This window comes from Streptomyces sp. KM273126, assembly GCF_004337435.2.
In the GTDB taxonomy this organism is placed as follows: domain Bacteria; phylum Actinomycetota; class Actinomycetes; order Streptomycetales; family Streptomycetaceae; genus Streptomyces; species Streptomyces acidicola.
Genome location: NZ_SJXB02000001.1, coordinates 4724121 through 4746465, shown reverse-complemented (window position 1 = coordinate 4746465; position 22345 = coordinate 4724121). Strand labels below are relative to the sequence as shown.

Sequence of the window (22345 nt, the reverse complement as noted above, 5' to 3'; positions counted from 1 at the left end):
CCGGACGGGCGACACGGTCACCAAGAGCAAGTGGTACTCGGATGCGTGCAGCACTGGCCGCCGCCCGTGCAGGGCGACGGCCAGAACCCCGGGCACTCACGCCAAGGAGCACATCACTTGCGGATCAGGCTCCGCAGCACGTACTGCATGATGCCGCCGTTGCGGTAGTAGTCGGCCTCACCGGGGGTGTCGATGCGGACGACCGCGTCGAACTCGACACCCGTGTCCGTGGCGACCTTGACCGTACGCGGCGTGGTGCCCTCGTTCAGCTCCGTCACGCCGGAGACGGAGAAGGTCTCCTCGCCGGTCAGACCGAGGGCCTCGGCCGAGGCACCCTCCGGGAACTGCAGCGGGAGCACGCCCATGCCGATGAGGTTCGAGCGGTGGATGCGCTCGTACGACTCGGCGATGACGGCCTTGACGCCGAGGAGCGCGGTGCCCTTGGCCGCCCAGTCACGGGACGAACCGGAGCCGTACTCCTTGCCGGCCAGGACGACCAGCGGGGTGCCGGCGGCCTGGTAGTTCTGCGAAGCGTCGTAGATGAAGGAGACCGGCGCGCCCTCCTGCGTGAAGTCGCGGGTGTAGCCGCCCTCCGTGCCCGGCGCGATCTGGTTGCGCAGGCGGATGTTGGCGAACGTACCGCGGATCATGACCTCGTGGTTGCCGCGGCGGGAACCGTACGAGTTGAAGTCGCGGCGCTCCACACCGTGCTCGGTGAGGTACTTGCCCGCCGGAGTGTCGGCCTTGATGGCACCGGCCGGGGAGATGTGGTCGGTGGTGACCGAGTCGCCCAGCTTGGCGAGCACGCGGGCACCGGCGATGTCGGTGACCGCGGACGGCTCCATCTCCATGCCCTCGAAGTACGGGGGCTTGCGGACGTACGTCGACTCGGCGTCCCACTCGAAGGTGTTGCCGGTCGGGATCGGCAGGGCCTGCCACTGGGCGTCGCCCGCGAAGACGTCGGAGTAGGACTTGTTGAACATGTCCTCACCGATGGCGTTCGCCACGACGTCGTTGACCTCGGCCTCGGAGGGCCAGATGTCGGACAGGTGGACCGGCTTGCCCTCCTGGTCGATGCCGAGGGCGTCCCTGGTGATGTCCACCTTCATGGAGCCCGCGATGGCGTACGCGACGACCAGCGGCGGGGACGCCAGGTAGTTCATCTTGACGTCGGGGTTGATGCGGCCCTCGAAGTTGCGGTTGCCCGAGAGGACCGAGGTCACGGCCAGGTCGTGGTCGTTGACGGCCTTGGAGACCTCCTCCGGCAGCGGGCCGGAGTTGCCGATGCAGGTGGTGCAGCCGTAACCGACGAGGTTGAAGCCGACCTTGTCGAGGTACGGGGTCAGACCGGCCTTGTCGAAGTAGTCCGTCACGACCTTCGAGCCCGGGGCGAGCGTGGTCTTGACCCACGGCTTGCGGGTCAGGCCCTTCTCCACGGCCTTCTTCGCGACGAGCGCGGCGGCGACCATGACGTACGGGTTCGAGGTGTTGGTGCAGGAGGTGATGGCCGCGACGGTCACCGCACCGTGGTCGATCTCGTAGGTCGAGCCGTCGGGGGCGGTGACGGTGACCGGGTTGGACGGGACGCCGTTCGGGGTGACGGCCGGGGCGTCGGAGGCCGGGAAGGACTCCTGGCCCGCCTCGTCCACGGTGTCGACGTAGTTGCGGACATCCGTCTTGAACTGCTCGGCGGCGTTGGCGAGGACGATGCGGTCCTGCGGGCGCTTCGGGCCGGCGATCGACGGGACGACCGTGGCGAGGTCGAGCTCCAGCTTCTCGGAGAAGTCGGGCTCGGCGGCCGGGTCGAGCCAGAGGCCCTGCTCCTTGGCGTACGCCTCGACGAGCGCCAGCTGCTGCTCGCTGCGGCCGGTCAGCTTCAGGTAGTTGATGGTCTCGGCGTCGATCGGGAAGATCGCGGCGGTCGAGCCGAACTCCGGCGACATGTTGCCGATGGTGGCGCGGTTCGCGAGGGAGGTGGCGGCCACGCCCTCGCCGTAGAACTCGACGAACTTGCCGACCACACCGTGCTTGCGCAGCATCTCGGTGATGGTGAGCACGAGGTCGGTGGCGGTGGTGCCGGGGGTGAGCTCACCGGTCAGCTTGAAGCCGACGACGCGCGGGATGAGCATCGACACCGGCTGGCCGAGCATCGCGGCCTCGGCCTCGATACCGCCGACGCCCCAGCCGAGGACGCCGAGGCCGTTGACCATGGTGGTGTGCGAGTCGGTGCCGACGAGGGTGTCGGGGTACGCCTGGCCGCCGCGGACCATGACCGTACGCGCCAGGTGCTCGATGTTCACCTGGTGGACGATGCCGGTGCCCGGCGGGACGACCTTGAAGTCGTCGAAGGCGGTCTGGCCCCAGCGCAGGAACTGGTAGCGCTCCTTGTTGCGGCCGTACTCCAGGTCGACGTTCTGCTTGAAGGCGTCGTTCGTGCCGAACTTGTCGGCGATGACGGAGTGGTCGATGACCATCTCGGCCGGGGAGAGTGGGTTGATCTTCGCCGGGTCGCCGCCGAGCGCCGCGACGGCCTCACGCATGGTGGCGAGGTCCACGACACAGGGCACGCCGGTGAAGTCCTGCATGATCACGCGGGCCGGCGTGAACTGGATCTCCTGGCTGGGCTGGGCCTGCGAGTCCCAGCCGCCGAGGGCCCGGATGTGGTCGGCGGTGATGTTCGCGCCGTCCTCGGTGCGGAGCAGGTTCTCCAGCAGGACCTTGAGGCTGTAGGGAAGGCGGGCCGAGCCCTCCACCTTGTCCAGCCGGAAGATCTCGTACGACTCGTCGCCCACCTGCAGCGTGCTGCGGGCGTCGAAGCTGTTCGCCGACACGACAGTCTCCTTCATTTTTGTGCGCGTACCACCGCATCCTGCCGCCACGCCGTCTCGACGATCCGCTAAGGTAAGGCTAACTTAGGTACGCCTTACCGCCCATTCGGTGCTGGCGTGCGGCTGCGGCGCGCCTCGGCAGATATCTCGATGTCGAGATAACTCTAGTACATGAGCGCGGCGCGGTCATGCCCAGACCCTGTTGACCCTGCCGCGCCGTTCTCGCGTCCCCACACGCGCGGTGCGGCCGAGGAAGGCCTGATCCGGGCCGACTCACTCGGAAGGCGGTCTTCCGCTTTTCGTATATCTCACATCAGATATACGGTCGCCCCATGGGAGACGACTACCTCGTACGCATCGGCAGACTCATCCGTGACGCTCGGCAGCACCGGGGCTGGACACAGTCGCAACTCGCGGAGGCACTCGGCACCAGCCAGAGCGCCGTGAATCGCATCGAGCGCGGCAACCAAAACATCAGCCTTGAGATGATCGCTCGAATCGGTGAAGCCCTGGACAGTGAGATCGTCTCGCTGGGCTACGCGGGTCCGATGCATCTGCGCGTGGTCGGCGGCCGCCGCCTGTCCGGCGCCATCGACGTGAAGACCAGCAAGAACGCGTGTGTCGCGCTGCTGTGCGCCACGCTGCTCAACAAGGGGCGCACCGTGCTGCGCCGGGTCGCCCGTATCGAGGAGGTGTACCGCCTTCTGGAGGTACTCGGGTCGATCGGCGTCCGCACCCGGTGGATCAACGACGGGGTCGACCTGGAGATCGTGCCCCCGGCCGACCTCGACATGAACGCCATCGACGAGGAGGCGGCCCGCCGCACCCGCTCGATCATCATGTTCCTCGGCCCGCTGCTGCACCGTCTGGACCGCTTCCGGCTGCCCTACGCGGGCGGTTGCGATCTCGGCACGCGGACGATCGAGCCGCACATGATCGCGCTGCGCCGGTTCGGGCTGGACATCACCGCGACCGAGGGCCAGTACCACGCCACGGTGGACCGCTCGGTCAGCCCGGCGCGGCCGATCGTACTGACCGAGCGCGGCGACACGGTGACCGAGAACGCGCTGCTCGCCGCCGCCCGGCACGACGGCACGACCGTCATCCGCAACGCCTCGTCCAACTACATGGTCCAGGACCTGTGCTTCTTCCTGGAGGCCCTGGGCGTGCGGGTGGAGGGCATCGGGACGACCACCCTCACCGTGCACGGCGTGCCGGACATCGATGTGGATGTCGACTACTCCCCCTCGGAGGACCCGGTCGAGGCGATGAGCCTGCTGGCCGCCGCCGTGGTGACGGAGTCGGAGCTGACGGTCCGTCGCGTCCCCATCGAGTTCCTGGAGATCGAGCTCGCGGTCCTGGAGGAGATGGGCCTCGACCACGACCGCACCCCCGAGTACGTCGCGGACAACGGCCGTACGCGTCTGGTGGACCTCACCGTCCGGCCCTCCAAGCTGGAGGCGCCGATCGACAAGATCCACCCGATGCCGTTCCCCGGCCTCAACATCGACAACGTGCCGTTCTTCGCGGCCATCGCCGCCTCCGCGCAGGGCAAGACCCTCATCCACGACTGGGTCTACGACAACCGCGCGATCTACCTCACGGACCTCAACCGGCTCGGCGGCCGCCTCCAACTCCTCGACCCGCACCGCGTACTGGTCGAGGGCCCCACCCGCTGGCGCGCCGCCGAGATGATGTGCCCGCCCGCCCTGCGGCCCGCCGTGGTCGTCCTGCTGGCGATGATGGCGGCGGACGGCACGTCCGTCCTGCGGAACGTGTACGTCATCAACCGCGGGTACGAGGACCTGGCCGAGCGGCTCAACTCGGTGGGGGCGCAGATCGAGATCTTCCGGGACATCTGAACGACACGGGCCGCCGCACCCAGCACATGCGCTCCGGCGCGGGAGGCGCTCATTCACCGAGGCTCCGCGCCACGAAGGTCATGTGCTGGGCGTTGCCCACGCGGTTCCAGACGGAGTGGTTGCCCGTGCTGACGGTGCCTCGGGCCCGGTCGTGGAGCCACCTCTCCCCCGCACCCGCCGCTGCGCCCCGGAAGTCCGCGAGACGGGTGAGGCAACGCGCGGCCTCCCGGTTGGCTTCGTCGTACCGAGTGCCGTGCGGCACCTTGGACAGGTGGTAGGAGCGGGCGGTCGTGTAGCGGAGGACACCCCAGCGTGGGCCCCCGTTGCGCGGGGTCTCGGCGACGTACCTGGCGGGATGGATGCCGTAGTCGCCGTAGCGGAGTCGGGGAAGGTAGGCGCGTTCACTGTGCTGGATCTCGTGCCAGGTCTCCCAGTCCGGCCGAGGCGCCTCGTACGGGACTCCTTCCTGGAAGTCGGGGGGCGGATCGGGAAAACCGCCGGCCAGGACGGTCACCGTGCGCCAGGAGGTGAGAGGCATCAGGGCGTCCAGGGCGCGCAGGCCCTCCTTGGCGGCGTCGCGGCGGTCGGGCAGGACGGTGCCGAGGTCGAGGAACAGGTTGGCGGGGTGATTCGGAGGAAGCTGGTCCAGCAGATCACGGACCCCCGAGGTCATGCCGTCGTTCCACTCGCCGGAGTGCTGTACGCGCACGCCGAGACCGACCTCGCGTCGTCGGGCCACTGCGACGGCAAGTGACTGCTGTATGCCAGGACGTCCGGGTCCGGTGACGGGCCACAGGTTGCGGTGGTCCCACCACTCGGGGGTCAGGGTATCGGCCAGGACCGCGGCTTCGGTGCCATCGGAGAACGGTGCGTCCAGCCATCCGGATTCATGGCGCTGCGCGGCGGCGACGTTGTCGGCGTCCTCGCCGATCCGCTCGGCCAGAGGCTTGGGCAGCATGCCGGGGCGGGGAGGCAGCGTCCACAGCGGAGCGACGCGACGCCGTACGTGCGGTGTCAACGCTCGGTAGGCGGCCGTGGCATGCGGCCGGGTCGGCAGCACGGGAACGTACAGCGGTACGGACATGGCGGTCCCCTTAGGCGCTGCCCGTGCGCGGTTTCCTTCGCTTTCCCTTGCTTTCCTTTGCTTTCCTTCAGGGTGAAACCACTGCCAGGGCCCCGAAAGGGCGCCAATCAGCCAATGCGTACCTTCGCTGGGCCGGCGGGCGGCCACTCACGACGGTTCAAGGGGCGGGGACAGAAATGATGGATGACCGATGGACCACGGTCACCGAGTCCGAGTCCGTCAGGCCGGACGGCGATTGGCAGATGTGGGACAACCCTGACGGGACAAGGCCCAAGCGGCACCAGGAGCACTCGTGGCCCAGATCTGCCAATCGCTCACCGCAGATCCACCACCCCACTGCCGGAGCCGGGGCTCCGGCAGTGGGGGCACGGGACGTGACGCTCAGCGTCGTTGCGTTGCTGGGCCTGACGTCAGGTTCGGGCTTCCAACTGGCCGCGCTTCACGGCGGTTACGAAGGAACCCCAACCGTCAACCGCAAACTTGAGTACAGGGCCGTACGGGTTCTTGCTGTCACGCACGGGAACGACGGTCGCGAAGTCGTCGGAGACCTCAACGCACGCGCCACCGTCCTGATTGCTGTAGCTGCTCTTGCGCCACGAAGCAACACTCAGGTCGACGATCCGCACTGCACTTCCTCCAACTTGCGCAGGATGTACTTCCGCGACTCGGCTGGAGACAGCGCCAAGTCGCGCACTGAATCGTACGCCTTCTGGAGGCGCACAACTGGCCTGGTTTCATCGATGAGTTCGCCCCTGTACCCATTCTCGGTGTAGGCCACGGTCCGGCCCTCCGGCAGCAGCAGGTACCAAACGTCGAAGCCCATCAGGGCGTGAAGCCCGGCACTGTTCGGCAGCACATGAACCGTCACGTGGTCGCGTTCCGACATCTCCAACAGGTGCTCCAACTGCGTTCGCCACTCCGTTGCGTCACGCAGCGGAGTAAGCAACACGGCCTCTGACAGGATTGTTCGGAACGGAGGTGCGTCCTCGCCCTCCAGCAAGTCCCGCCGACTCATCCGCGCCTCGACCTGCTGGTGCAGCTCATCACCCTTGAGGTCGCCCGCCGCCAAGACCTCCCGCGCATACCCCGGCGTCTGCAACAACCCCGGCAGCACACTCACCGCGAAGTGCCACAGGCTGACCGCCTCCGCCTCCAGCGCCATGTACTGCCGATACCGCTCCCGAAACTGCGTACGGTCCGCCCGCGCCAGTTCCCACAACGCCAGCAACATCCCCGGCGTCCCGAAGTACGTGTCGAGGGCCTGGACGACCTCCGGGCCGCCCAGCGTCTCCCCCTTCTCCATCTTCCCGAACAGCGACCAGTCCCACCCCAGTCGCTCCCCGAGCTGACGCAGACTGTCCCCCTTGCCGGCCCGCAACCGCCGTAACTCCTCAGCGAACCGCTGACGAGGCTCCTGACTGCGGCCCGTGACCAGGCGTCGCTGCGGCAAGGTGACTCCTCTCCGGGGTTCACGCGCAACCCCACATGCCCACGCCCCACCGTCACCCCTGTGGACAGTGTGGAACGTGCGTCAACCGGCGCGGAACGGCACCGCGTCGACGGCACCGTCCCGACCAAGTTCGGCGGCATTCTCGTAACGACTCGACTACGCACGGTAATTCACCGAACGCGGACGCGCAGGCCGATTCGGCACATTCCCGCATCCGCGCATCCACCCGTCCCGCCATCCCGCCACCCAGCCCCACCCACTCATCCCTTCGCTCCCCTCCCGTCACCAGGACCGAAAAAGGCAAGCCCATGCCGAACCCGAATCTCACCCCCAAACTCCAGGAAGCCACCGACGCCCGCGACGCCCTCAACGCCGCGCTCACCCAGGCCGGTATCCAGCTCCCCGCGATGGACGTCCGTACCCCGTGGAACGACCTCGTCCCCGACGACGGGGAGCAGACGGCACAAGACCACGCCGACGCCCCCGCCAGCGCCCGCTACGCCCTCGTCCACCTCGGCGTCTGCTCGGCCCCGGTCGCCCTCGCTCTCGCCGCCGTCATCGCGAGGGGCGCCACCGGATGACCGCCCCAAATCCGGACCACGTCCCGAACCCCACCCACTCACCGAAGCCCGAGCTCGCTCGATCCTCTCCCCCACCCGGCACCGCCGTCCGCGACACCACCCTCGACCGCGTCGGCATCGTCATGGGGCACAAGGGCCCGTACCTTCAGCTCCGCCCTCTCTCGGGCGGCCGCGTATGGGACGCCGATCCCGACCGCCTCGAACCCCTCACCCCCACGGAACTGCTCCGCGTTCGTCTCGCCGAGACGAACGCGCGCAGCCGCCAAGAGCTCGGCATCCATCGGCCCACTGGGGAAGCCCCTCCTCCTCGGTAGGTTCCGCCGGCGCGACGCACCGAAAGGTATCGCGCGGCCGACGGCCATGACCTCCTGCCCGGACGGTTCCGGGGGCGCGCTGCCTGTTTTGCGAAAAGCCGACGAAGGGCGATGAAGGGACCGGTAACGGCCTTACGGCAATGCCCAGTTCGGCTTAAGGGAAAGGGCAGGTCATGGGCTGGGAGGCGACGGCCCAAGATTGTTTCAACATCTGCCAAGAATCAGTAACGGAACGGGTGTTCACCGGATTCGGACGTACGTTCCTCACCGTGATTTCTGAGCCTTCTCCCCACAGAACGGCCGGCCTCGCGCCGACCGCCCCTGCCACTTCGCCCTCGACCTCGTCCTCGACCAAGCCCGGGACCGCGCGGCGCTCCCTCCTCCGCGCCGCGCTGACCGGCACCGCCGTCCTCGGTGCCGGTCTCGCCGTCGGTGCACCCTCCGCCGCTGCCGCGACTCCCGTCGGCGGCACCCGTGCCCGCCCGACCACCCCGCAGGAGGCCCTGCGGGAACTGGCGGCGGGCAACCTCCGCTGGCGCACCTACCGCCAGCAGCACCCCGACGAGACGCATACCGTGCGGCAGGCCTTGGTGTCGGGTCAGCAACCCTTCGCCATCGTGCTCGGCTGCATCGACTCCCGTGTGCCGCCGGAGCTGGTGTTCGACCAGGGCCTCGGCGACCTGATGACCGTGCGCTCGGGCGGCGAGGTCCTCGACGACGCCGTGCTCGGCAGCACCACCTACGGGGTGCTCGAACTGGGCGTACCCCTGATAGTGGTGCTCGGGCACCAGTCGTGCGGCGCGGTGAAGGCCGCGGTCCACGCGGACGAGACGGGTGAGGAAGTGCCCGCCAGCCTGAGGTACCTGGTCGAGCAGATCAAGCCGGCCATCGACCACAGCCAGGAGGGCGACGCGCGCGTCGACGCGACCATCGACGCCAACGTCAAGCGCGTCCGCTCCCGGCTCGCGGCCGAGCCCGACCTCGCGGCCAAGGTCGACGCGGGCGAACTGCTCATAGTCGGCGCCCGCTACGAACTGACCACCCAGCAGGTCCACCGGGTCGGCTGACCCCGGGCGGCGGCCCCGGTACCCTGCCCAGCGCCGGGGACCGGGGCCGCCGTGCCGTGTCCGTCAGCGAGCGACCAGCTTGATCTGCCGCTCCTCCACCGCGCGGATGTACGGCACCGGAATCCAGCCGGAGAAGCGGCGCAGCTCCAGCAGGGTGGCCTGCACCTGGGCGTCGCCGGGCCGGTACGTGTCGGACCTGACCCAGCCCGTGTCCCCCGACGGGCGTCCGCCTTCGGGGCAGACCGTGCGGGAGTTGCTGCTCACACGCCGCTCGACGCCGTTGCCGGAGCTGCTTGTGGTGACGCAGCGGTACGTGACGGACCCGGCCCTGCCCGAGTTCGTCCACCGGTGTTCGTCGCCGTCGCAGACGGCGCGGGTGCCGCCGATGCTGCGTCGGCTGGTGCCCTGCTGGATCGAGGACGACACGAAGACGGGGCCGCTGCCGGGCGCGCAGCGGTACGTGCCGGACAGGGTGATCGTGCCGTCGGTGGCCATGCGACCGGTGGTGGCGATCGTCACGGCCTCGTCCGGCTCGGCGGCGGCCTGGGCCGAGGGGGCGGTGAAGACCAGCAGCGCGGCACCCGTGGCCGCGCCGATGACCCGGGAAAACGACATCGGTATACCTCCTCATACCTCCTTGAACGGGTACCTCAGAGGTATCGGCCCGGCGGGCGCCTGTCCGTCTTCGTCACTCCTTCGTCAGCGAGTCGGCTCGCCCGTCTCCAGCACACCGACCCCTCACCGGGGGAGCAGTGGTCTCCGGTATGTCAGCGTCGTGTCACAGGACGTCCGGGTGGTGTCACGCTTCCTCGACATCGCTTGGCGAGGGGTTCGGGGCGCACGCATGGTTCGTAGTACAGCACCAGGGCGGGGCGGTGACCCGCCGCCCGCCGCACAGTCATCCGATGGAAGCCATCCGATGTGAGGCATCCGATGTGGAGGCGCGCCATGTGTTCCCACCAGCCCCAGTGCCCCTCGGTCGACCGTCCTGGAAGCGACGCCGCGCACATCGTCGCCTTCCACCCCGAGCAGGGCTGGAACCTGCTGTGCAACGGGGCCATCGTCTTCGACGACACCGGTGAGATCCAGCCCGACGGCAGCGTGGTAGCTCCGCGGCGGGTACCGGTCACGGAGCTGACGGTCGCCGCGTAGCGCTCCGCGGGAGAGCGGTGATATCGCTGCGGGCCGGTGGGGGCTGGTCGCGCAGTTCCCCGCGCCCCTGTCGGGGCGCCGTACCGCGCCTACGGCAGCACCGCGAAGCCGTCGAGTTCGACCAGAGCCCGCTCGTCCCACAGCCGTACGATCCCGACGACGGCCATCGCGGGATAGTCACGGCCCGCGAGCCTCCGCCAGATCCGGCCGAGCTGGGAGACGTGTGCGCGGTAGTCGGCGACATCGGTGGCGTAGACCGTGACGCGGGCGAGGTCGGCCGGAGTGCCACCGGCGGCCTTCAGTGCCGTCAGCAGGCCGGTGAGCGCCCGCTCGAACTGCTCCGGGAGCGTGTCCCCGACGATCTTGCCGTCGGTGTCGAGCGCGGTCTGGCCGGCCAGGAAGACCACCCGGGAACCCGTGGCGACGACCGCGTGGGAGAAACCCGTGGGCGGGGACAGGTCGGGCGGGTTGATGCGTTCGGCGCTCATGAGGGGTGCACCTCCTCCGTCTTCTCCTCCGTCTTCTCCTCCGTCTTCGCCTTCTCCTCCCTCAACTCCTTCGTCAACTCCTTTGCGATGATGTCGCGTTGGACCTCGCTGGCCCCTTCGTAGACCCGGGGCGCCCGCACCTCCCGGTAGAGGTGTTCCAGCAGGTGGCCGCGGCGCAGGGCGCGGGCGCCGTGGAGCTGGACCGCCGCGTCCACGACGTACTGGGCGGTCTCGGTGGCGAACAGCTTGGCCATGGCGGCGCGCTTGGGGACGTCCGGGGCCCCCTCGTCGTAGGCCGTCGCCGCCGCGTACACCATGAGGCGTGCCGCCTCCGTCCGTACGGCCATCTCGGCGACCTGGTGGGCCACGGTCTGAAGGTCCTTCAGCTTGCCCCCGAAGGCGCTGCGTTCGGCCGTGTGGGCGAGCGTCGCGTCCAGGGCCGCCTGCGCCATGCCGACCGCGAAGGCACCCACGCTCGGCCGGAAGAGGTTCAGGGTGCCCATGGCGACCCGGAACCCGCGGTCGGGCTCGCCGAGGACGTCGTCCGCCGTGACCGGTACCGCGTCGAAGCCGAGGGCTCCGACGGGGTGCGGGGAGAGCATGTCGAGGGCGGTGCCGGTGAGGCCGGGGCGGTCGGCGGGGACGAGGAAGGCGGTGACGCCGCGGGCGCCCCCTTCGGGTGTCGTGCGCGCGAAGACGGTGTAGAGGTCGGCTTCGGGGGCGTTGGAGATCCAGCACTTCTCGCCCGTGAGCCGCCAGCGGCCCGGACCGTCCGGCTCCGCCCGCAGGGCCAGCGCCGCCGCGTCCGAGCCCGCCCCCGGCTCGCTGAGCGCGAAGGCCGCCACCGCCGTGCCCGCGGTCACCTCGGGCAGCCAGCGGCTCCGTTGGGCCCCGGTGCCGTACGCGTGCACCGGATGGGCGCCCAGGCCCTGCAGGGCGAGCGCGGTCTCGGCCTCCGTACAGGCGTACGCGAGGGACTCCCGCATCAGGCACAGGTCGAGCGCGCCGGAGGTGAACAGCGCCTCCAGCAGGCCGAGTCGGGCGAGTTCCGCCACGAGCGGGCGGTTGACGCGGCCCGGCTCGCCCTTCACCGCCAGGGGCCTCAGCCGCTCCGCCGCCAGGGCGCGCAGCTCGACGCACCGGGCGAGTTGTGCCGGTTCGAGCGAGAATGCGGTCATCGCCAGTCCTCTCACCTGAGGGGCGGATCCTCACCCGACGGTATCGCGGACCATTGACTGTCGTCACCAACCCGATACGCTCCTGGTGCGAGCCCACCACGGCCAAGGGGGCGAACCGCCATGAAGACCAAGGACCCCGGTGAGAAGGACCCCGCTGAGGGCGTACGGCCGACTGGCTCGGCCCACGCGGACACCTTCGCCCGCGACCACCTCCCACCCCCCGGCCAGTGGCCCGAGCTCACCTTCGACCTGCCGGAGCTGCGCTACCCGGCCCGCCTCAACTGCGCCGCCGAACTGCTCGGCACGACGGACCCGGGGCGTCCGGCGTTCCACACCCCCTCAGGCGCCACCTGGACGTACGGCGAACTCCGCGCCCGTGTCGACCGCATCGCCCACGCCCTGTCCACTGTCCTGGGTGTCGTCCCCGGCAACCGGGTCCTCCTGCGCGGCCCGACCACACCATGGCTGGCGGCCTGCTGGCTGGCGGTGCTCAAGGCGGGTGCGGTCGCCGTCACCGTGCTGGCGCAGGCCCGACCGCACGAGCTCGCGACCATGTGCCGGATCGCCCGGGTGGACCGGGCCCTGTGCGACGTACGGTCGGTCGACGACCTCGCGAAGGCCGAGGTGCCCGGGCTGCGGATCACGACGTACGGCGGTGACGCGCCGGACGACCTGCTGCGTCTGCCGGCGCCCGACGGGCCGTTCGAGGCGGTCGACACGGCCGCCGACGACGTCGCGCTGATCGCGTTCACGTCCGGCACGACCGGCCGCCCCAAAGGGTGTCTGCACTTCCACCGCGATGTGTTGGCCATAGCGGACACCTTCTCGAAGCATGTGTTGAAGCCACACCACGAGGATGTCTTCGCGGGCAGTCCGCCCCTCGGGTTCACCTTCGGGCTCGGCGGGCTCGTCGTCTTCCCGCTGCGGGTGGGCGCCAGTTCCTTACTGCTCGAACAGGCCGGTCCCCGGCAGTTGTTGCCCGCGATCGCCGAGCACCGGGTGTCGGTGCTGTTCACCGCGCCGACGGCGTACCGGGCGATGCTGGCGGAACTCGACGGCACATCCGGGCAGGCCCGGCATGACGTGTCGTCACTCCGGCGCTGTGTCTCGGCGGGCGAGAACCTGCCCGGGGCCACCTGGAAGGCCTGGCACGAGCGCACCGGGCTGGGGATCATCAACGGCATCGGCGCCACCGAGCTGCTGCACATCTTCATCTCCGCGGCCGACGAGCACATCAGGCCCGGCACGACCGGCGTTCCCGTACCGGGGTGGCACGCGCGCGTACAGGACGAGAACGGCTCGCCCGTACCGGACGGCGAACCGGGACTGCTGGCGGTGCGCGGGCCGGTGGGCTGCCGGTACCTCGCCGATGCGCGCCAGCGGGAGTACGTGCGGGGCGGCTGGAACATCACCGGGGACACGTATGTCCGCGAACCCGACGGTTACTTCCGGTATGTCGCGCGCGCGGACGACATGATCATCTCGTCCGGGTACAACATCGCGGGCCCGGAGGTCGAGGACGCCCTGCTGCGGCACCCGGACGTGGTCGAGGCGGCGGTGGTGGGGCGGCCGGACGAGGCGCGGGGGCAGGTCGTCGTGGCGTACGCGGTGCTGAGGGCGGGCGCGCCACGGGACGAGACGGCGCTGCGCACGTTCCTCAAGAGCGAACTGGCGCCCTACAAGTGCCCGCGCGAGATCGTCCTCCTGGACGCGCTGCCGCGCACGGCGACCGGAAAACTACAGCGGTTCAGGCTGCGCACCGGCGACGACCAGCGGTGACGACCAGCAGCAGCGATGCCGAAGATCTAAAATGATCAACGTGTCCGATCAGCACGCACCCCGTTCCCTCATCGTGACCTTCTACGGCGCGTACGGTCGCTCCGTGCCCGGCCCGGTGCCCGTGTCCGAGCTGATCCGGCTCCTCGCCGCGGTGGGCGTCGACGCGCCCTCCGTACGGTCGTCCGTGTCCCGGCTGAAGCGGCGCGGGCTGCTCGTGCCGGCCCGTACGGCGGCCGGGGCGGCCGGGTACGCGCTGTCGCCCCAGGCGCGGCAGTTGCTCGACGACGGTGACCGGCGCGTGTACGCCGCCCAGCCGCCACCGGTGGACGAGGGCTGGGTGCTGGCCGTGTTCTCCGTACCGGAGCCCGAGCGGCAGAAACGGCACGTACTGCGCTCCCGGCTGGCCGGGCTCGGCTTCGGCACCGCGGCTCCCGGGGTGTGGATCGCGCCGGCCCGCCTGTACGAGGAGACCCGGCACAGCCTGGAGCGGCTGAGGCTCGACCCGTACGTGGACCTGTTCCGCGGCGACCACCTGGGCTTCGCGCCGACGGTCGAGTCGGTGGCCCGCTGGTGGGACCTGGCCGCGATCGCCAAGGAACACGAGGCGTTCCTCGACGGCCACGCGCGCGTGCTGCACGACTGGGAGGGCCGGGAGGACACCCCTGCGGAGGAGGCGTACCGCGACTACCTGCTGGCCCTGGACTCGTGGCGCCACCTGCCGTACGTGGACCCCGGGCTGCCGTCCGCCCTGCTTCCCGCCGACTGGCCGGGCGTGCGTTCGGCTGCCGTCTTCCGGGCGCTGCACGAGCGGTTGAGGGACGCGGGAGCAGTCTTCGCCGGAGTGGATCAGGTACCGGGAGTGATCCGCCAAACCTGACGCCAGGTTACGATTTGGTGGACTCAGGGAACCCTTAGATTTCTCCTTCCGTCTTCTCAGAATTCTTACTTAGCATCGTGACGCATGAGTCTGATGCGCAATCTGAACCGGGCGCTCACCGCCACCACCGGCCTCCAGGTCCGCAAGGCCGCCCCGGCCACGCCCGACCAGCCGAAGAAGGCCGCGGCTCCCAAGCCGGCCGCCAAGCAGCCCACGGCGGTGTACCGATGTCCGGGCCCCGAGGACCTCACGACGGACCGGCTGCTGCGGCAGCCGGTCTTCATCATGTCTCCGGTTCGTTCCGGTTCCACGCTGCTGCGGATGCTGCTGAACGCGCACTCGCGGCTGCACTCGCCGCACGAGCTGCACATACGCCGGCTTGAGGTCGGCTACGGCAGCAAGCTGTCGCAGAAGGCCATGACCGCGCTGGACCTGGAGCGCGGCGACCTGGAGCATCTGCTGTGGGACCGGGTGATGCACCGCGAGCTGGTGAAGTCGGGCAAGGACTTCGTCGTCGAGAAGACGCCGAGCAACGCCTTCGTCTTTCAGCGCATCAGGGACTGCTGGCCCGACGCGCGTTTCGTCTTCCTGCTGCGCCACCCCGTCTCCATCGCCCAGTCCTGGCACGAGGGCGACCCCGACAAGCGCACGTACGAGGAGGCCGCGGCCGACGCGCTGCGCTACATGAAGGCCGTCGAGAGGGCCCGCGAGGGCATCACCGGCGGTCACACCGTGCGCTACGAGGACATCACCGCCGACCCGGAGAAGGAGATGCGGCGGCTGTGCCTGTTCCTCGACATCGACTTCGAGCCCTCCATGCTCGACTACGGCAAGAAGGACGACGCCCAGGTCGTCAAGGGCCTCGGTGACTGGCGGGACAAGATCAAGACCGGCACGGTCCAGACCGGCCGCGCGCTGCCCACCGAGGACGAGATCCCGGAGATCCTCCGGCCCATGTGCGAGGCCTGGGGTTACAGCGAGTGAAGCCGCATGCCGAGATAGCAGAGGTCTGGCCACGCGACGGACGCATACGGCTCGTCGGACACCTCCACGGGCTGCCCACCAACGACGCTGCGGACACGGCGGTCACCTGGCAGCTGGTCCTCACCCGCCGCGCACACCCCGACCAGCGGCTGCACTACGACGCCCACCTCAAGGGCGACCGCTTCGAAGGCGAACTGCCCGTCGCCGACCTCGCCGCGGCCGACCACGCGGCCGTCGAGGAGTGGGACATCCACCTCAGCGACGGCGAGACGGAACTGCGCGCCGGACGCCGGCTCGATGACATACGCGGCAAGAAGAAGATCTTCGTGTACCCGGAACAGCACACCGGGAACATCGGCGTGCGCCCCTACTACACGGTCAAGGACAACCTGTCCCTGGAGTGCCGTACGGGAGGTGCGGCATGAGCGACCGCCGCACCCTCCCCAGGGTCCGCTATCTGCTGCTGCACGCCTACGGCCGCGGCGGAACCATCCGCACCGTGATGAACCAGGCCAACTCGCTCGTGGCCGCGGGCTGGGACGTCGAGATCGTGAGCGCGATCCGCCGCCGGGACGACATCCAGTTCCCGCTCGACCCGCGGGTGCGGGTCTCCACGGTCGTCGACCTGCGCGAGGACGCGTACACCCCGCCGTCCGGCCTCATGGCCCGCTGGCGCGACCGCCACCGCGGCAGGCTCCTCGACGAGCCCCCTCGGTACATCCCGGCGGGCGAGTTCGGCTACCGCTACTTCAACCGGTACGTCGAGGACCGGCTCATCGCGTACCTGGGCGCGTTGACCGACGGCATCCTCGTCACCACCCGCCCCGCACTGAACTTCCTGGCCGCCGAGCACGCCACGAACGGTGTGGTCCGCATCGCCCAGGAACACATGAACCACGGCACCCACAAGCGTGACGTGCAGAAACGCATCCAGGAGACCTACCCCCGCTTCGACGCGGTCGCGGTGCTCACCGAGCGGGACCGCGACGAGTACGAGGAACTGCTGCCCGGCACCCGGGTCGTACGCATCCCCAACGCCGTGCACTCGCTCGACCAGGTGCCCGCCAGTCCACAGGCGAAGATCGCGGTGGCGGCCGGGAGGCTCTTCCCGCAGAAGGGCTTCGACATGCTGATACCGGCTTGGGCGAAGCTTGTGGAAACGTTCCCCGAATGGCAGTTGAGGATTTACGGAAGCGGGGAGAAGAAAGCGGAACTTCGGACTCTGATCGAGGAGCACCACCTCTACAATCACGTGTTCCTGATGGGTCACACCGACCGCCTGGACGACGAACTGGCGAAGGCCTCGTTCTACGTGCTGAGTTCCCGCTTCGAGGGGCTGCCGATGGTGATGATCGAAGCGATGAGCCACGCGCTGCCGGTGGTGAGTTTCGACTGTCCGACCGGCCCCGCGGACGTCCTCACGCACGGGGTCGACGGTCTGCTGGTGCCGCCCGAGGACCCGGACGCGCTCGCCGACTCGATGGCCAAGCTGATGGCCGACGAGAAGTTGCGCGCGGACATGGGTGTCGCTGCGGTGCTCACTGCCTCGTCGTACGGTCCGGACGCCGTGCACCCGCGTTGGGAAGCCCTCTTCACCGACCTCCACGGACAACGGCATCCGAGCGGTGCCGCCGCGAAAGGACAGCGCGCATGACCACCACTCCCAGGGCTCAGGGAGCCACCGTCTGGCTCACCGGGCTGCCGAGCGCGGGCAAGACCACCATCGCCCGCATCCTCGCCGGGCGCCTGCGGTCGGAGGGACACCGCGTGGAGGTCCTCGACGGTGACGAGATCCGCCGCTTCCTCTCCGCCGGCCTCGGCTTCTCCCGTGAGGACCGCCACATCAACGTCCAGCGCATCGGCCTGGTGGCAGAGGTGCTCGCCCGCAACGGCGTCCTCGCCGTCGTCCCCGTCATCGCCCCGTACGCCGACAGCCGCGAGGCCGTGCGCAAGCGCCACTACGCGAGCGGGACGCCGTACCTCGAGGTGCACGTAGCGACCCCGGTGGAGGTGTGCAGCCAGCGGGACGTGAAGGGCCTGTACGCGCGCCAGGCCGCGGGCAACCTCAAGGGCCTGACCGGTGTCGACGACCCGTACGAGGAGCCGGTCGACCCCGCGCTGGTGCTGCACACTCAGTCGCAGACGCCCGAGGACTCGGCGAACGCGGTGCACGCGCTGCTGGCGGGGAGGGGGCTGGCATGACGGCGGAGCTCACCGAGCGAACCTTCGCTCTTTCGCACCTGGACGCGCTGGAGTCCGAGGCGGTGCACATATTCCGTGAGGTGGCGGGCGAGTTCGAACGGCCGGTGATCCTGTTCTCCGGCGGCAAGGACTCCATCGTCATGCTCCACCTGGCACTGAAGGCCTTCGCCCCCGCCGCGATCCCCTTCTCCCTGCTCCACGTCGACACCGGACACAACTTCCCCGAGGTCATCGAGTACAGGGACCGCACCGTCGAGAAGCACAACCTGCGCCTCCACGTCGCCTCCGTGCAGGACTACATCGACCGCGGCGTCCTGCGCGAACGCCCCGACGGCACCCGCAACCCCCTCCAGACCGTGCCGCTCACCGAGAAGATCCAGTCCGAGAAGTTCGACGCCGTCTTCGGCGGCGGACGCCGCGACGAGGAGAAGGCCCGGGCCAAGGAGCGCGTGTTCTCGCTGCGCGACGAGTTCTCCCAGTGGGACCCGCGCCGCCAGCGCCCCGAACTGTGGCAGCTCTACAACGGCCGCCACGCCCCCGGCGAACACGTCCGCGTCTTCCCCCTGTCGAACTGGACCGAGCTGGACGTCTGGCAGTACATCGCCCGCGAGGGCATCGAACTGCCCGAGATCTACTTCGCCCACCAGCGCGAGGTCTTCCAGCGGGCCGGCATGTGGCTCACCGCCGGCGAATGGGGCGGGCCCAAGGCGGGCGAAACCGCGGAAAAGCGGCAGGTGCGGTACCGCACGGTCGGCGACATGTCCTGCACGGGCGCGGTCGACTCCGACGCCACCACACTGGACGCCGTGATCGCCGAGATCGCCGCCTCCCGGCTCACCGAGCGGGGCGCGACCCGCGCCGACGACAAGCTGTCCGAGGCCGCGATGGAAGACCGCAAGCGCGAGGGGTACTTCTAGTCATGACCAGCACGATCAGCGCGACCGAGTCGACCGGCCACGTCGGGGCCACCATCGACACACTGCGGTTCGCCACCGCCGGATCGGTCGACGACGGCAAGTCCACCCTCGTCGGGCGCCTCCTGCACGACTCCAAGTCGGTCCTCGCCGACCAGCTGGAGGCCGTCGAGCACGCCTCCCGCAACCGCGGCCAGGAGGCCCCGGACCTGGCCCTCCTCACCGACGGGCTGCGGGCCGAGCGCGAGCAGGGCATCACCATCGACGTGGCCTACCGCTACTTCGCCACGCCCCGCCGCCGCTTCATCCTCGCCGACACCCCCGGCCACGTGCAGTACACCCGCAACATGGTGACCGGCGCCTCCACCGCCGAACTCACGGTAGTCCTCGTCGACGCCCGCAACGGCGTCGTCGAACAGACCCGCCGCCACGCCGCCATCGCCGCACTGCTGCGCGTCCCGCACGTGGTCCTGGCCGTCAACAAGATGGACCTCGTCGGCTACGAGGAGCAGGCGTTCGACCGCATCGTCCAGGACTTCGCGGCTTACGCGGAGGAGCTGGGCCTGCCCGGGTTCACTCCGATCCCGGTGTCGGCGCTCGTCGGTGACAACGTGGTGGAGCCGTCGGCGCACATGGACTGGTACGCGGGTCCGGCGCTGCTGGAGTTCCTGGAGAACGTCCCGGTGGGCGCGGAGAGCGCCGACGCCCCGGCGCGCTTCCCCGTCCAGTACGTGATCCGGCACAACGAAGTCCGGTACTACGCGGGCCAGTTGGTTTCCGGCTCGCTGCGGGTGGGCGACCGGGTGACCGTCCAGCCGTCCGGCGAGGCGTCGGAGATCACTGGCATCGACGTGCTCGGCACCGACGTCGAGACGGCGTACGCGCCGCAGTCCATCACCGTGCGCCTGGCCGACCAGCGGGACGTCTCGCGCGGCGACATGATCACGGCCGGCACGGACGCGCCCACGCTGACGCAGGATGTGCGGGCCGCCGCCTGCCACCTGGCCGAACGGCCGCTGCGGGTCGGCGACCGGGTGCTGGTCCGGCACACCACGCGGACCGTGAAGGCGATCGTGAAGGACCTGGGCGATGGGGTTCCCCCCGGTCGAGCGAAGTCGAGAGTGGGGGAGACCGAACTGTCCGCGAACGACCTGGGCCGGATCACCCTGCGCACGGCCGAGCCGCTGGCGCTGGACGACTACGCGGACGTACGCCGCACGGGCGCGTTCATCCTGGTCGACCCGGCGGACGGCTCGACACTGACGGCGGGGATGGCCGACCTGTCGTAGGCCTCACCGCGCATCGTGGACGCCCTCAACTCCCCAGCGTCAGCCGGGGTTTGGGGGCGTCTGTGCGTCCGGTGCGCGGCGGTCTACTGCCGGCACGGTAGGGCGGGGGCCAGCTCACCCCCGGGCCCTGGTAGCCCTGGTCGGCGGCGGCGTGGAGCGTCCAGTTCGGGTCGTAGAGGTGGGGGCGGGCCAGGGCGCACAGGTCCGTACGCCCGGCGAGGATCAGGGAGTTGACGTCGTCCCAGGAGGAGATCGCGCCCACGGCGATCACCGGGACGCCCACCTCGTGGCGGATGCGGTCGGCGAACGGCGTCTGGTACGAGCGGCCGAACTCGGGGTGTTCGTCCGCGACCACCTGCCCGGTGGACACGTCGACGGCGTCGGCGCCGTGCGCGGCGAAGGCCCGCGCGATCTCCACGGCGTCCTCGGCGGTCGTGCCGCCGTCGGCCCAGTCGGTGGCGGAGATACGGACGGTCATGGGCCGTTCCTCCGGCCACACCGACCGCACCGCGTCGAACACCTCCAGCGGGAAGCGGAGCCTGTGGTCGAGGGAGCCGCCGTAGCGGTCGGTGCGGCGGTTGGTCAGGGGCGAGAGGAAGCCCGAGAGCAGGTAGCCGTGGGCGCAGTGGAGTTCGAGCAGATCGAATCCGCAGCGGGCGGCACGCCAGGCGGCCCCCGAGAACTCCTCCCGGATGTCGGTGAGTTGAGCGCGCGTCAGCTCACGCGGGGTCTGGTTCCGCGGTGTGTACGGGAGCGGGGAGGCGGCCACGAGCGGCCAGTTGCCGTCCTCCAGGGGGTCGTCGATGCCCTCCCACATCAGTTTGGTCGAGCCCTTGCGGCCGGAGTGGCCGAGCTGGACACCGATGGCGGTGCCCGGTGCCTGTGTGTGCACGAACCGCACGACACGGCGCCAGGCCTCGGCCTGCCGGGGCGACCACAGCCCGGCGCATCCCGGGGTGATCCGTCCCTGCGGGCTCACGCACACCATCTCGGTCATCACCAGACCCGCCCCACCGAGGGCCCGGGCGCCGAGGTGGACGAGGTGGAAGTCGCCGGGGACGCCGTCCACCGCCGAGTACATGTCCATGGGGGAGACGACGACGCGGTTACGCAGGGTGAGGCCGCGCAGCCGGAACGGGGTGAACATGGGGGGTGTGCCGGGCGGGCAGCCGAACGCGCGCTCCACGTTCCCGGTGAAGCGGGGGTCGCGCAGCCGGAGGTTGTCGTGGGTGACGCGGCGGCTGCGGGTCAGCAGGTTGAAGGCGAACTGGCGGGAGGGCTGGCCGAGGTGGAGCCCGAGGTTCTCGAACCACTCCAGGCTGGCCCGTGCCGCACGCTGGGTGGAGGCGACGACGGGGCGCCGCTCGGCCTCGTAGGCGGTGAGGGCATCGGCCAGGGAGGGCTGTTCCTCCAGGCAGGCGGCGAGGGCGAGGGCGTCCTCGACGGCGAGCTTGGTGCCGGAGCCGATGGAGAAGTGCGCGGTGTGCGCGGCGTCGCCCAGCAGGACGAGGTTGCCATGCGACCAGTGCTCGTTGACGACGGTGCGGAAGGTGGTCCATGTGGACTTGTTGGACCTGAGCGGGCGTCCGCCGAGCGCGTCCGCGAAGATCTTCGCGCAGCGCTCGACCGACTCCTGCTCGTCCGCCTCCGCGAACCCGGCCGCGCGCCACACCTCCTCGCGCATCTCGACGATGACGGTGGAGGCGTCAGCCGCGTACGGGTAGGCGTGTAGCTGCATCACGCCGTGCTCGGTCTCGGCGATCTCGAAGCGGAAGGAGTCGAAGGCGAAGTCGGCGGCGAGCCAGATGTAGCGGCAGCGGTGTTCGGTGACGGAGGGCCGGAAGGCTTCCGCGTATGCCTCGCGGGTGGCGCTGTGGATGCCGTCGGCGGCGATGACCAGGTCGTACGTCTCCGCGAGCCGGGCCGGGCAGGGCGCCTCGGACTGGAAGCGCAGTTCGACGCCGAGCGAGTGGCAGCGCTCGTGCAGGATCTCCAGGAGCCGCTTCCGCCCGAGGGCGGCGAAGCCGTGGCCGCCGGAGGTGTGCCGTATGCCCCGGTGAACGATGTCGATGTCGTCCCAGCGCACGAACTCGGCCTTCATCGCCTCGTGGACGGCCGGGTCGGCATGCTCGATCCCGCCGAGTGTCTCGTCGGAGAGGACCACGCCGAAGCCGAAGGTGTCGTCGGGTGCGTTGCGCTCCCAGACGGTGATCTCGCGGGACGGGTCGAGGCGTTTCAGCAGTGCCGCCGCGTACAGGCCCCCGGGACCGCCGCCGATGACCGCGACCCTCATGCC

Annotated in this window: 21 protein-coding genes; 12 read left to right on the top strand and 9 right to left on the bottom strand. The window is 69.9% G+C overall.

The genetic code is table 11. The annotated features are described in order from the left end of the window. Window positions 1–113: 113 nt before the first annotated feature. On the bottom strand, window positions 114–2831 hold the full coding sequence (gene acnA, locus E0500_RS20315; RefSeq protein WP_131566464.1) for an aconitate hydratase AcnA: 2718 nt from the start codon (window positions 2829–2831) through the stop codon (window positions 114–116). A gap of 329 nt (window positions 2832–3160) precedes the next feature. Here acnA and E0500_RS20310 point away from each other — a divergent pair, with 329 nt between their 5' ends. After that, complete coding sequence (locus tag E0500_RS20310; RefSeq protein WP_131566467.1) at window positions 3161–4690, top strand: UDP-N-acetylglucosamine 1-carboxyvinyltransferase; 1530 nt, start codon at window positions 3161–3163, stop codon at window positions 4688–4690. 49 nt (window positions 4691–4739) lie between these two features. On the opposite strand, the gene E0500_RS20305 is transcribed toward E0500_RS20310, so the two are convergent. From E0500_RS20305 to E0500_RS20295, 3 genes are all read right to left on the bottom strand, one after another. Continuing rightward, a complete protein-coding gene (locus E0500_RS20305; RefSeq protein WP_131566470.1) occupies window positions 4740–5774 on the bottom strand; it encodes a beta family protein in 1035 nt (344 codons plus the stop codon). Window positions 5775–6184: 410 nt separating this feature from the next. Then, on the bottom strand, window positions 6185–6400 hold the full coding sequence (locus E0500_RS20300) for a DUF397 domain-containing protein (protein ID WP_131566473.1): 216 nt from the start codon (window positions 6398–6400) through the stop codon (window positions 6185–6187). Next, window positions 6382–7224 carry a helix-turn-helix transcriptional regulator gene (locus E0500_RS20295; RefSeq protein WP_131566476.1) on the bottom strand — a complete coding sequence of 281 codons (843 nt, stop codon included), beginning with the start codon at window positions 7222–7224 and terminating at the stop codon, window positions 6382–6384. The genes E0500_RS20300 and E0500_RS20295 overlap by 19 nt, the downstream gene beginning before the upstream one ends. A 308-nt stretch (window positions 7225–7532) precedes the next feature. Here E0500_RS20295 and E0500_RS20290 point away from each other — a divergent pair, with 308 nt between their 5' ends. Further along, window positions 7533–7805 carry a hypothetical protein gene (locus tag E0500_RS20290; RefSeq protein WP_181587069.1) on the top strand — a complete coding sequence of 91 codons (273 nt, stop codon included), beginning with the start codon at window positions 7533–7535 and terminating at the stop codon, window positions 7803–7805. A 38-nt stretch (window positions 7806–7843) separates the two neighbouring features. Here the strand turns inward: E0500_RS20290 and E0500_RS45450 are convergent, their stop codons facing one another. Then, the gene (locus E0500_RS45450) at window positions 7844–8086 is read right to left on the bottom strand and encodes a hypothetical protein (protein ID WP_181587068.1); all 243 of its coding nucleotides are present in this window, start codon (window positions 8084–8086) and stop codon (window positions 7844–7846) included. Window positions 8087–8391: 305 nt separating this feature from the next. Here E0500_RS45450 and E0500_RS20280 point away from each other — a divergent pair, with 305 nt between their 5' ends. Next, window positions 8392–9186, top strand: coding sequence for a carbonic anhydrase (locus tag E0500_RS20280; RefSeq protein WP_399120224.1), 795 nt, complete (start codon window positions 8392–8394; stop codon window positions 9184–9186). A 63-nt stretch (window positions 9187–9249) separates the two neighbouring features. On the opposite strand, the gene E0500_RS20275 is transcribed toward E0500_RS20280, so the two are convergent. After that, window positions 9250–9801 carry a DUF6299 family protein gene (locus E0500_RS20275; RefSeq protein WP_131566481.1) on the bottom strand — a complete coding sequence of 184 codons (552 nt, stop codon included), beginning with the start codon at window positions 9799–9801 and terminating at the stop codon, window positions 9250–9252. A gap of 333 nt (window positions 9802–10134) precedes the next feature. Here E0500_RS20275 and E0500_RS20270 point away from each other — a divergent pair, with 333 nt between their 5' ends. Further along, the gene (locus tag E0500_RS20270; protein ID WP_131566484.1) at window positions 10135–10338 is read left to right on the top strand and encodes a DUF5999 family protein; all 204 of its coding nucleotides are present in this window, start codon (window positions 10135–10137) and stop codon (window positions 10336–10338) included. A gap of 89 nt (window positions 10339–10427) precedes the next feature. On the opposite strand, the gene E0500_RS20265 is transcribed toward E0500_RS20270, so the two are convergent. Continuing rightward, window positions 10428–10826, bottom strand: a complete 399-nt coding sequence (locus tag E0500_RS20265) for a RidA family protein (RefSeq protein ID WP_131566487.1) — start codon at window positions 10824–10826, stop codon at window positions 10428–10430. After that, window positions 10823–12004: an acyl-CoA dehydrogenase family protein gene (locus E0500_RS20260; protein ID WP_131566490.1), complete on the bottom strand. Its 1182-nt coding sequence runs from the start codon at window positions 12002–12004 to the stop codon at window positions 10823–10825. The genes E0500_RS20265 and E0500_RS20260 overlap by 4 nt, the downstream gene beginning before the upstream one ends. Before the next feature lie 120 nt (window positions 12005–12124). Between E0500_RS20260 and E0500_RS20255 the strand changes: the two genes are divergently transcribed. From E0500_RS20255 to E0500_RS20220, 8 genes are all read left to right on the top strand, one after another. Further along, on the top strand, window positions 12125–13783 hold the full coding sequence (locus E0500_RS20255; RefSeq protein WP_131566493.1) for an AMP-binding protein: 1659 nt from the start codon (window positions 12125–12127) through the stop codon (window positions 13781–13783). A gap of 31 nt (window positions 13784–13814) precedes the next feature. Beyond that, entirely contained in the window at window positions 13815–14660 is an 846-nt protein-coding gene (locus E0500_RS20250) for a PaaX family transcriptional regulator C-terminal domain-containing protein (RefSeq protein WP_131566496.1), read from the top strand. A gap of 84 nt (window positions 14661–14744) precedes the next feature. Continuing rightward, window positions 14745–15644 carry a sulfotransferase gene (locus tag E0500_RS20245; protein WP_131566499.1) on the top strand — a complete coding sequence of 300 codons (900 nt, stop codon included), beginning with the start codon at window positions 14745–14747 and terminating at the stop codon, window positions 15642–15644. Beyond that, window positions 15641–16069: a hypothetical protein gene (locus tag E0500_RS20240; RefSeq protein WP_165935092.1), complete on the top strand. Its 429-nt coding sequence runs from the start codon at window positions 15641–15643 to the stop codon at window positions 16067–16069. The genes E0500_RS20245 and E0500_RS20240 overlap by 4 nt, the downstream gene beginning before the upstream one ends. After that, window positions 16066–17298, top strand: coding sequence for a glycosyltransferase family 4 protein (locus tag E0500_RS20235; protein WP_131566501.1), 1233 nt, complete (start codon window positions 16066–16068; stop codon window positions 17296–17298). Before E0500_RS20240 ends, E0500_RS20235 begins: the two co-directional genes overlap by 4 nt. Further along, a complete protein-coding gene (gene cysC / locus E0500_RS20230; protein ID WP_131566504.1) occupies window positions 17295–17846 on the top strand; it encodes an adenylyl-sulfate kinase in 552 nt (183 codons plus the stop codon). Before E0500_RS20235 ends, cysC begins: the two co-directional genes overlap by 4 nt. After that, the gene (gene cysD, locus E0500_RS20225) at window positions 17843–18763 is read left to right on the top strand and encodes a sulfate adenylyltransferase subunit CysD (protein WP_181587067.1); all 921 of its coding nucleotides are present in this window, start codon (window positions 17843–17845) and stop codon (window positions 18761–18763) included. Before cysC ends, cysD begins: the two co-directional genes overlap by 4 nt. Window positions 18764–18765: 2 nt before the next feature. Beyond that, window positions 18766–20049: a sulfate adenylyltransferase subunit 1 gene (locus E0500_RS20220; protein WP_181587066.1), complete on the top strand. Its 1284-nt coding sequence runs from the start codon at window positions 18766–18768 to the stop codon at window positions 20047–20049. A gap of 25 nt (window positions 20050–20074) precedes the next feature. Here the strand turns inward: E0500_RS20220 and E0500_RS20215 are convergent, their stop codons facing one another. Further along, complete coding sequence (locus E0500_RS20215) at window positions 20075–22342, bottom strand: bifunctional salicylyl-CoA 5-hydroxylase/oxidoreductase (RefSeq protein WP_131568061.1); 2268 nt, start codon at window positions 22340–22342, stop codon at window positions 20075–20077. Window positions 22343–22345: the final 3 nt, after the last annotated feature.

Coding starts and splice junctions, on each gene's coding strand:
- E0500_RS20310 (WP_131566467.1), top strand. CDS start 3,161: ATGGGAGACGACTACCTCGTACGCATCGGCAGACTCATCCGTGACGCT.
- E0500_RS20305 (WP_131566470.1), bottom strand. CDS start 5,774: ATGTCCGTACCGCTGTACGTTCCCGTGCTGCCGACCCGGCCGCATGCC.
- E0500_RS20290 (WP_181587069.1), top strand. CDS start 7,533: ATGCCGAACCCGAATCTCACCCCCAAACTCCAGGAAGCCACCGACGCC.
- E0500_RS45450 (WP_181587068.1), bottom strand. CDS start 8,086: ATGGATGCCGAGCTCTTGGCGGCTGCGCGCGTTCGTCTCGGCGAGACG.
- E0500_RS20275 (WP_131566481.1), bottom strand. CDS start 9,801: ATGTCGTTTTCCCGGGTCATCGGCGCGGCCACGGGTGCCGCGCTGCTG.
- E0500_RS20270 (WP_131566484.1), top strand. CDS start 10,135: ATGTGTTCCCACCAGCCCCAGTGCCCCTCGGTCGACCGTCCTGGAAGC.
- E0500_RS20265 (WP_131566487.1), bottom strand. CDS start 10,826: ATGAGCGCCGAACGCATCAACCCGCCCGACCTGTCCCCGCCCACGGGT.
- E0500_RS20260 (WP_131566490.1), bottom strand. CDS start 12,004: ATGACCGCATTCTCGCTCGAACCGGCACAACTCGCCCGGTGCGTCGAG.
- E0500_RS20255 (WP_131566493.1), top strand. CDS start 12,125: ATGAAGACCAAGGACCCCGGTGAGAAGGACCCCGCTGAGGGCGTACGG.
- E0500_RS20250 (WP_131566496.1), top strand. CDS start 13,815: ATGATCAACGTGTCCGATCAGCACGCACCCCGTTCCCTCATCGTGACC.
- E0500_RS20245 (WP_131566499.1), top strand. CDS start 14,745: ATGAGTCTGATGCGCAATCTGAACCGGGCGCTCACCGCCACCACCGGC.
- E0500_RS20235 (WP_131566501.1), top strand. CDS start 16,066: ATGAGCGACCGCCGCACCCTCCCCAGGGTCCGCTATCTGCTGCTGCAC.
- cysC (WP_131566504.1), top strand. CDS start 17,295: ATGACCACCACTCCCAGGGCTCAGGGAGCCACCGTCTGGCTCACCGGG.
- cysD (WP_181587067.1), top strand. CDS start 17,843: ATGACGGCGGAGCTCACCGAGCGAACCTTCGCTCTTTCGCACCTGGAC.
- E0500_RS20220 (WP_181587066.1), top strand. CDS start 18,766: ATGACCAGCACGATCAGCGCGACCGAGTCGACCGGCCACGTCGGGGCC.
- E0500_RS20215 (WP_131568061.1), bottom strand. CDS start 22,342: ATGAGGGTCGCGGTCATCGGCGGCGGTCCCGGGGGCCTGTACGCGGCG.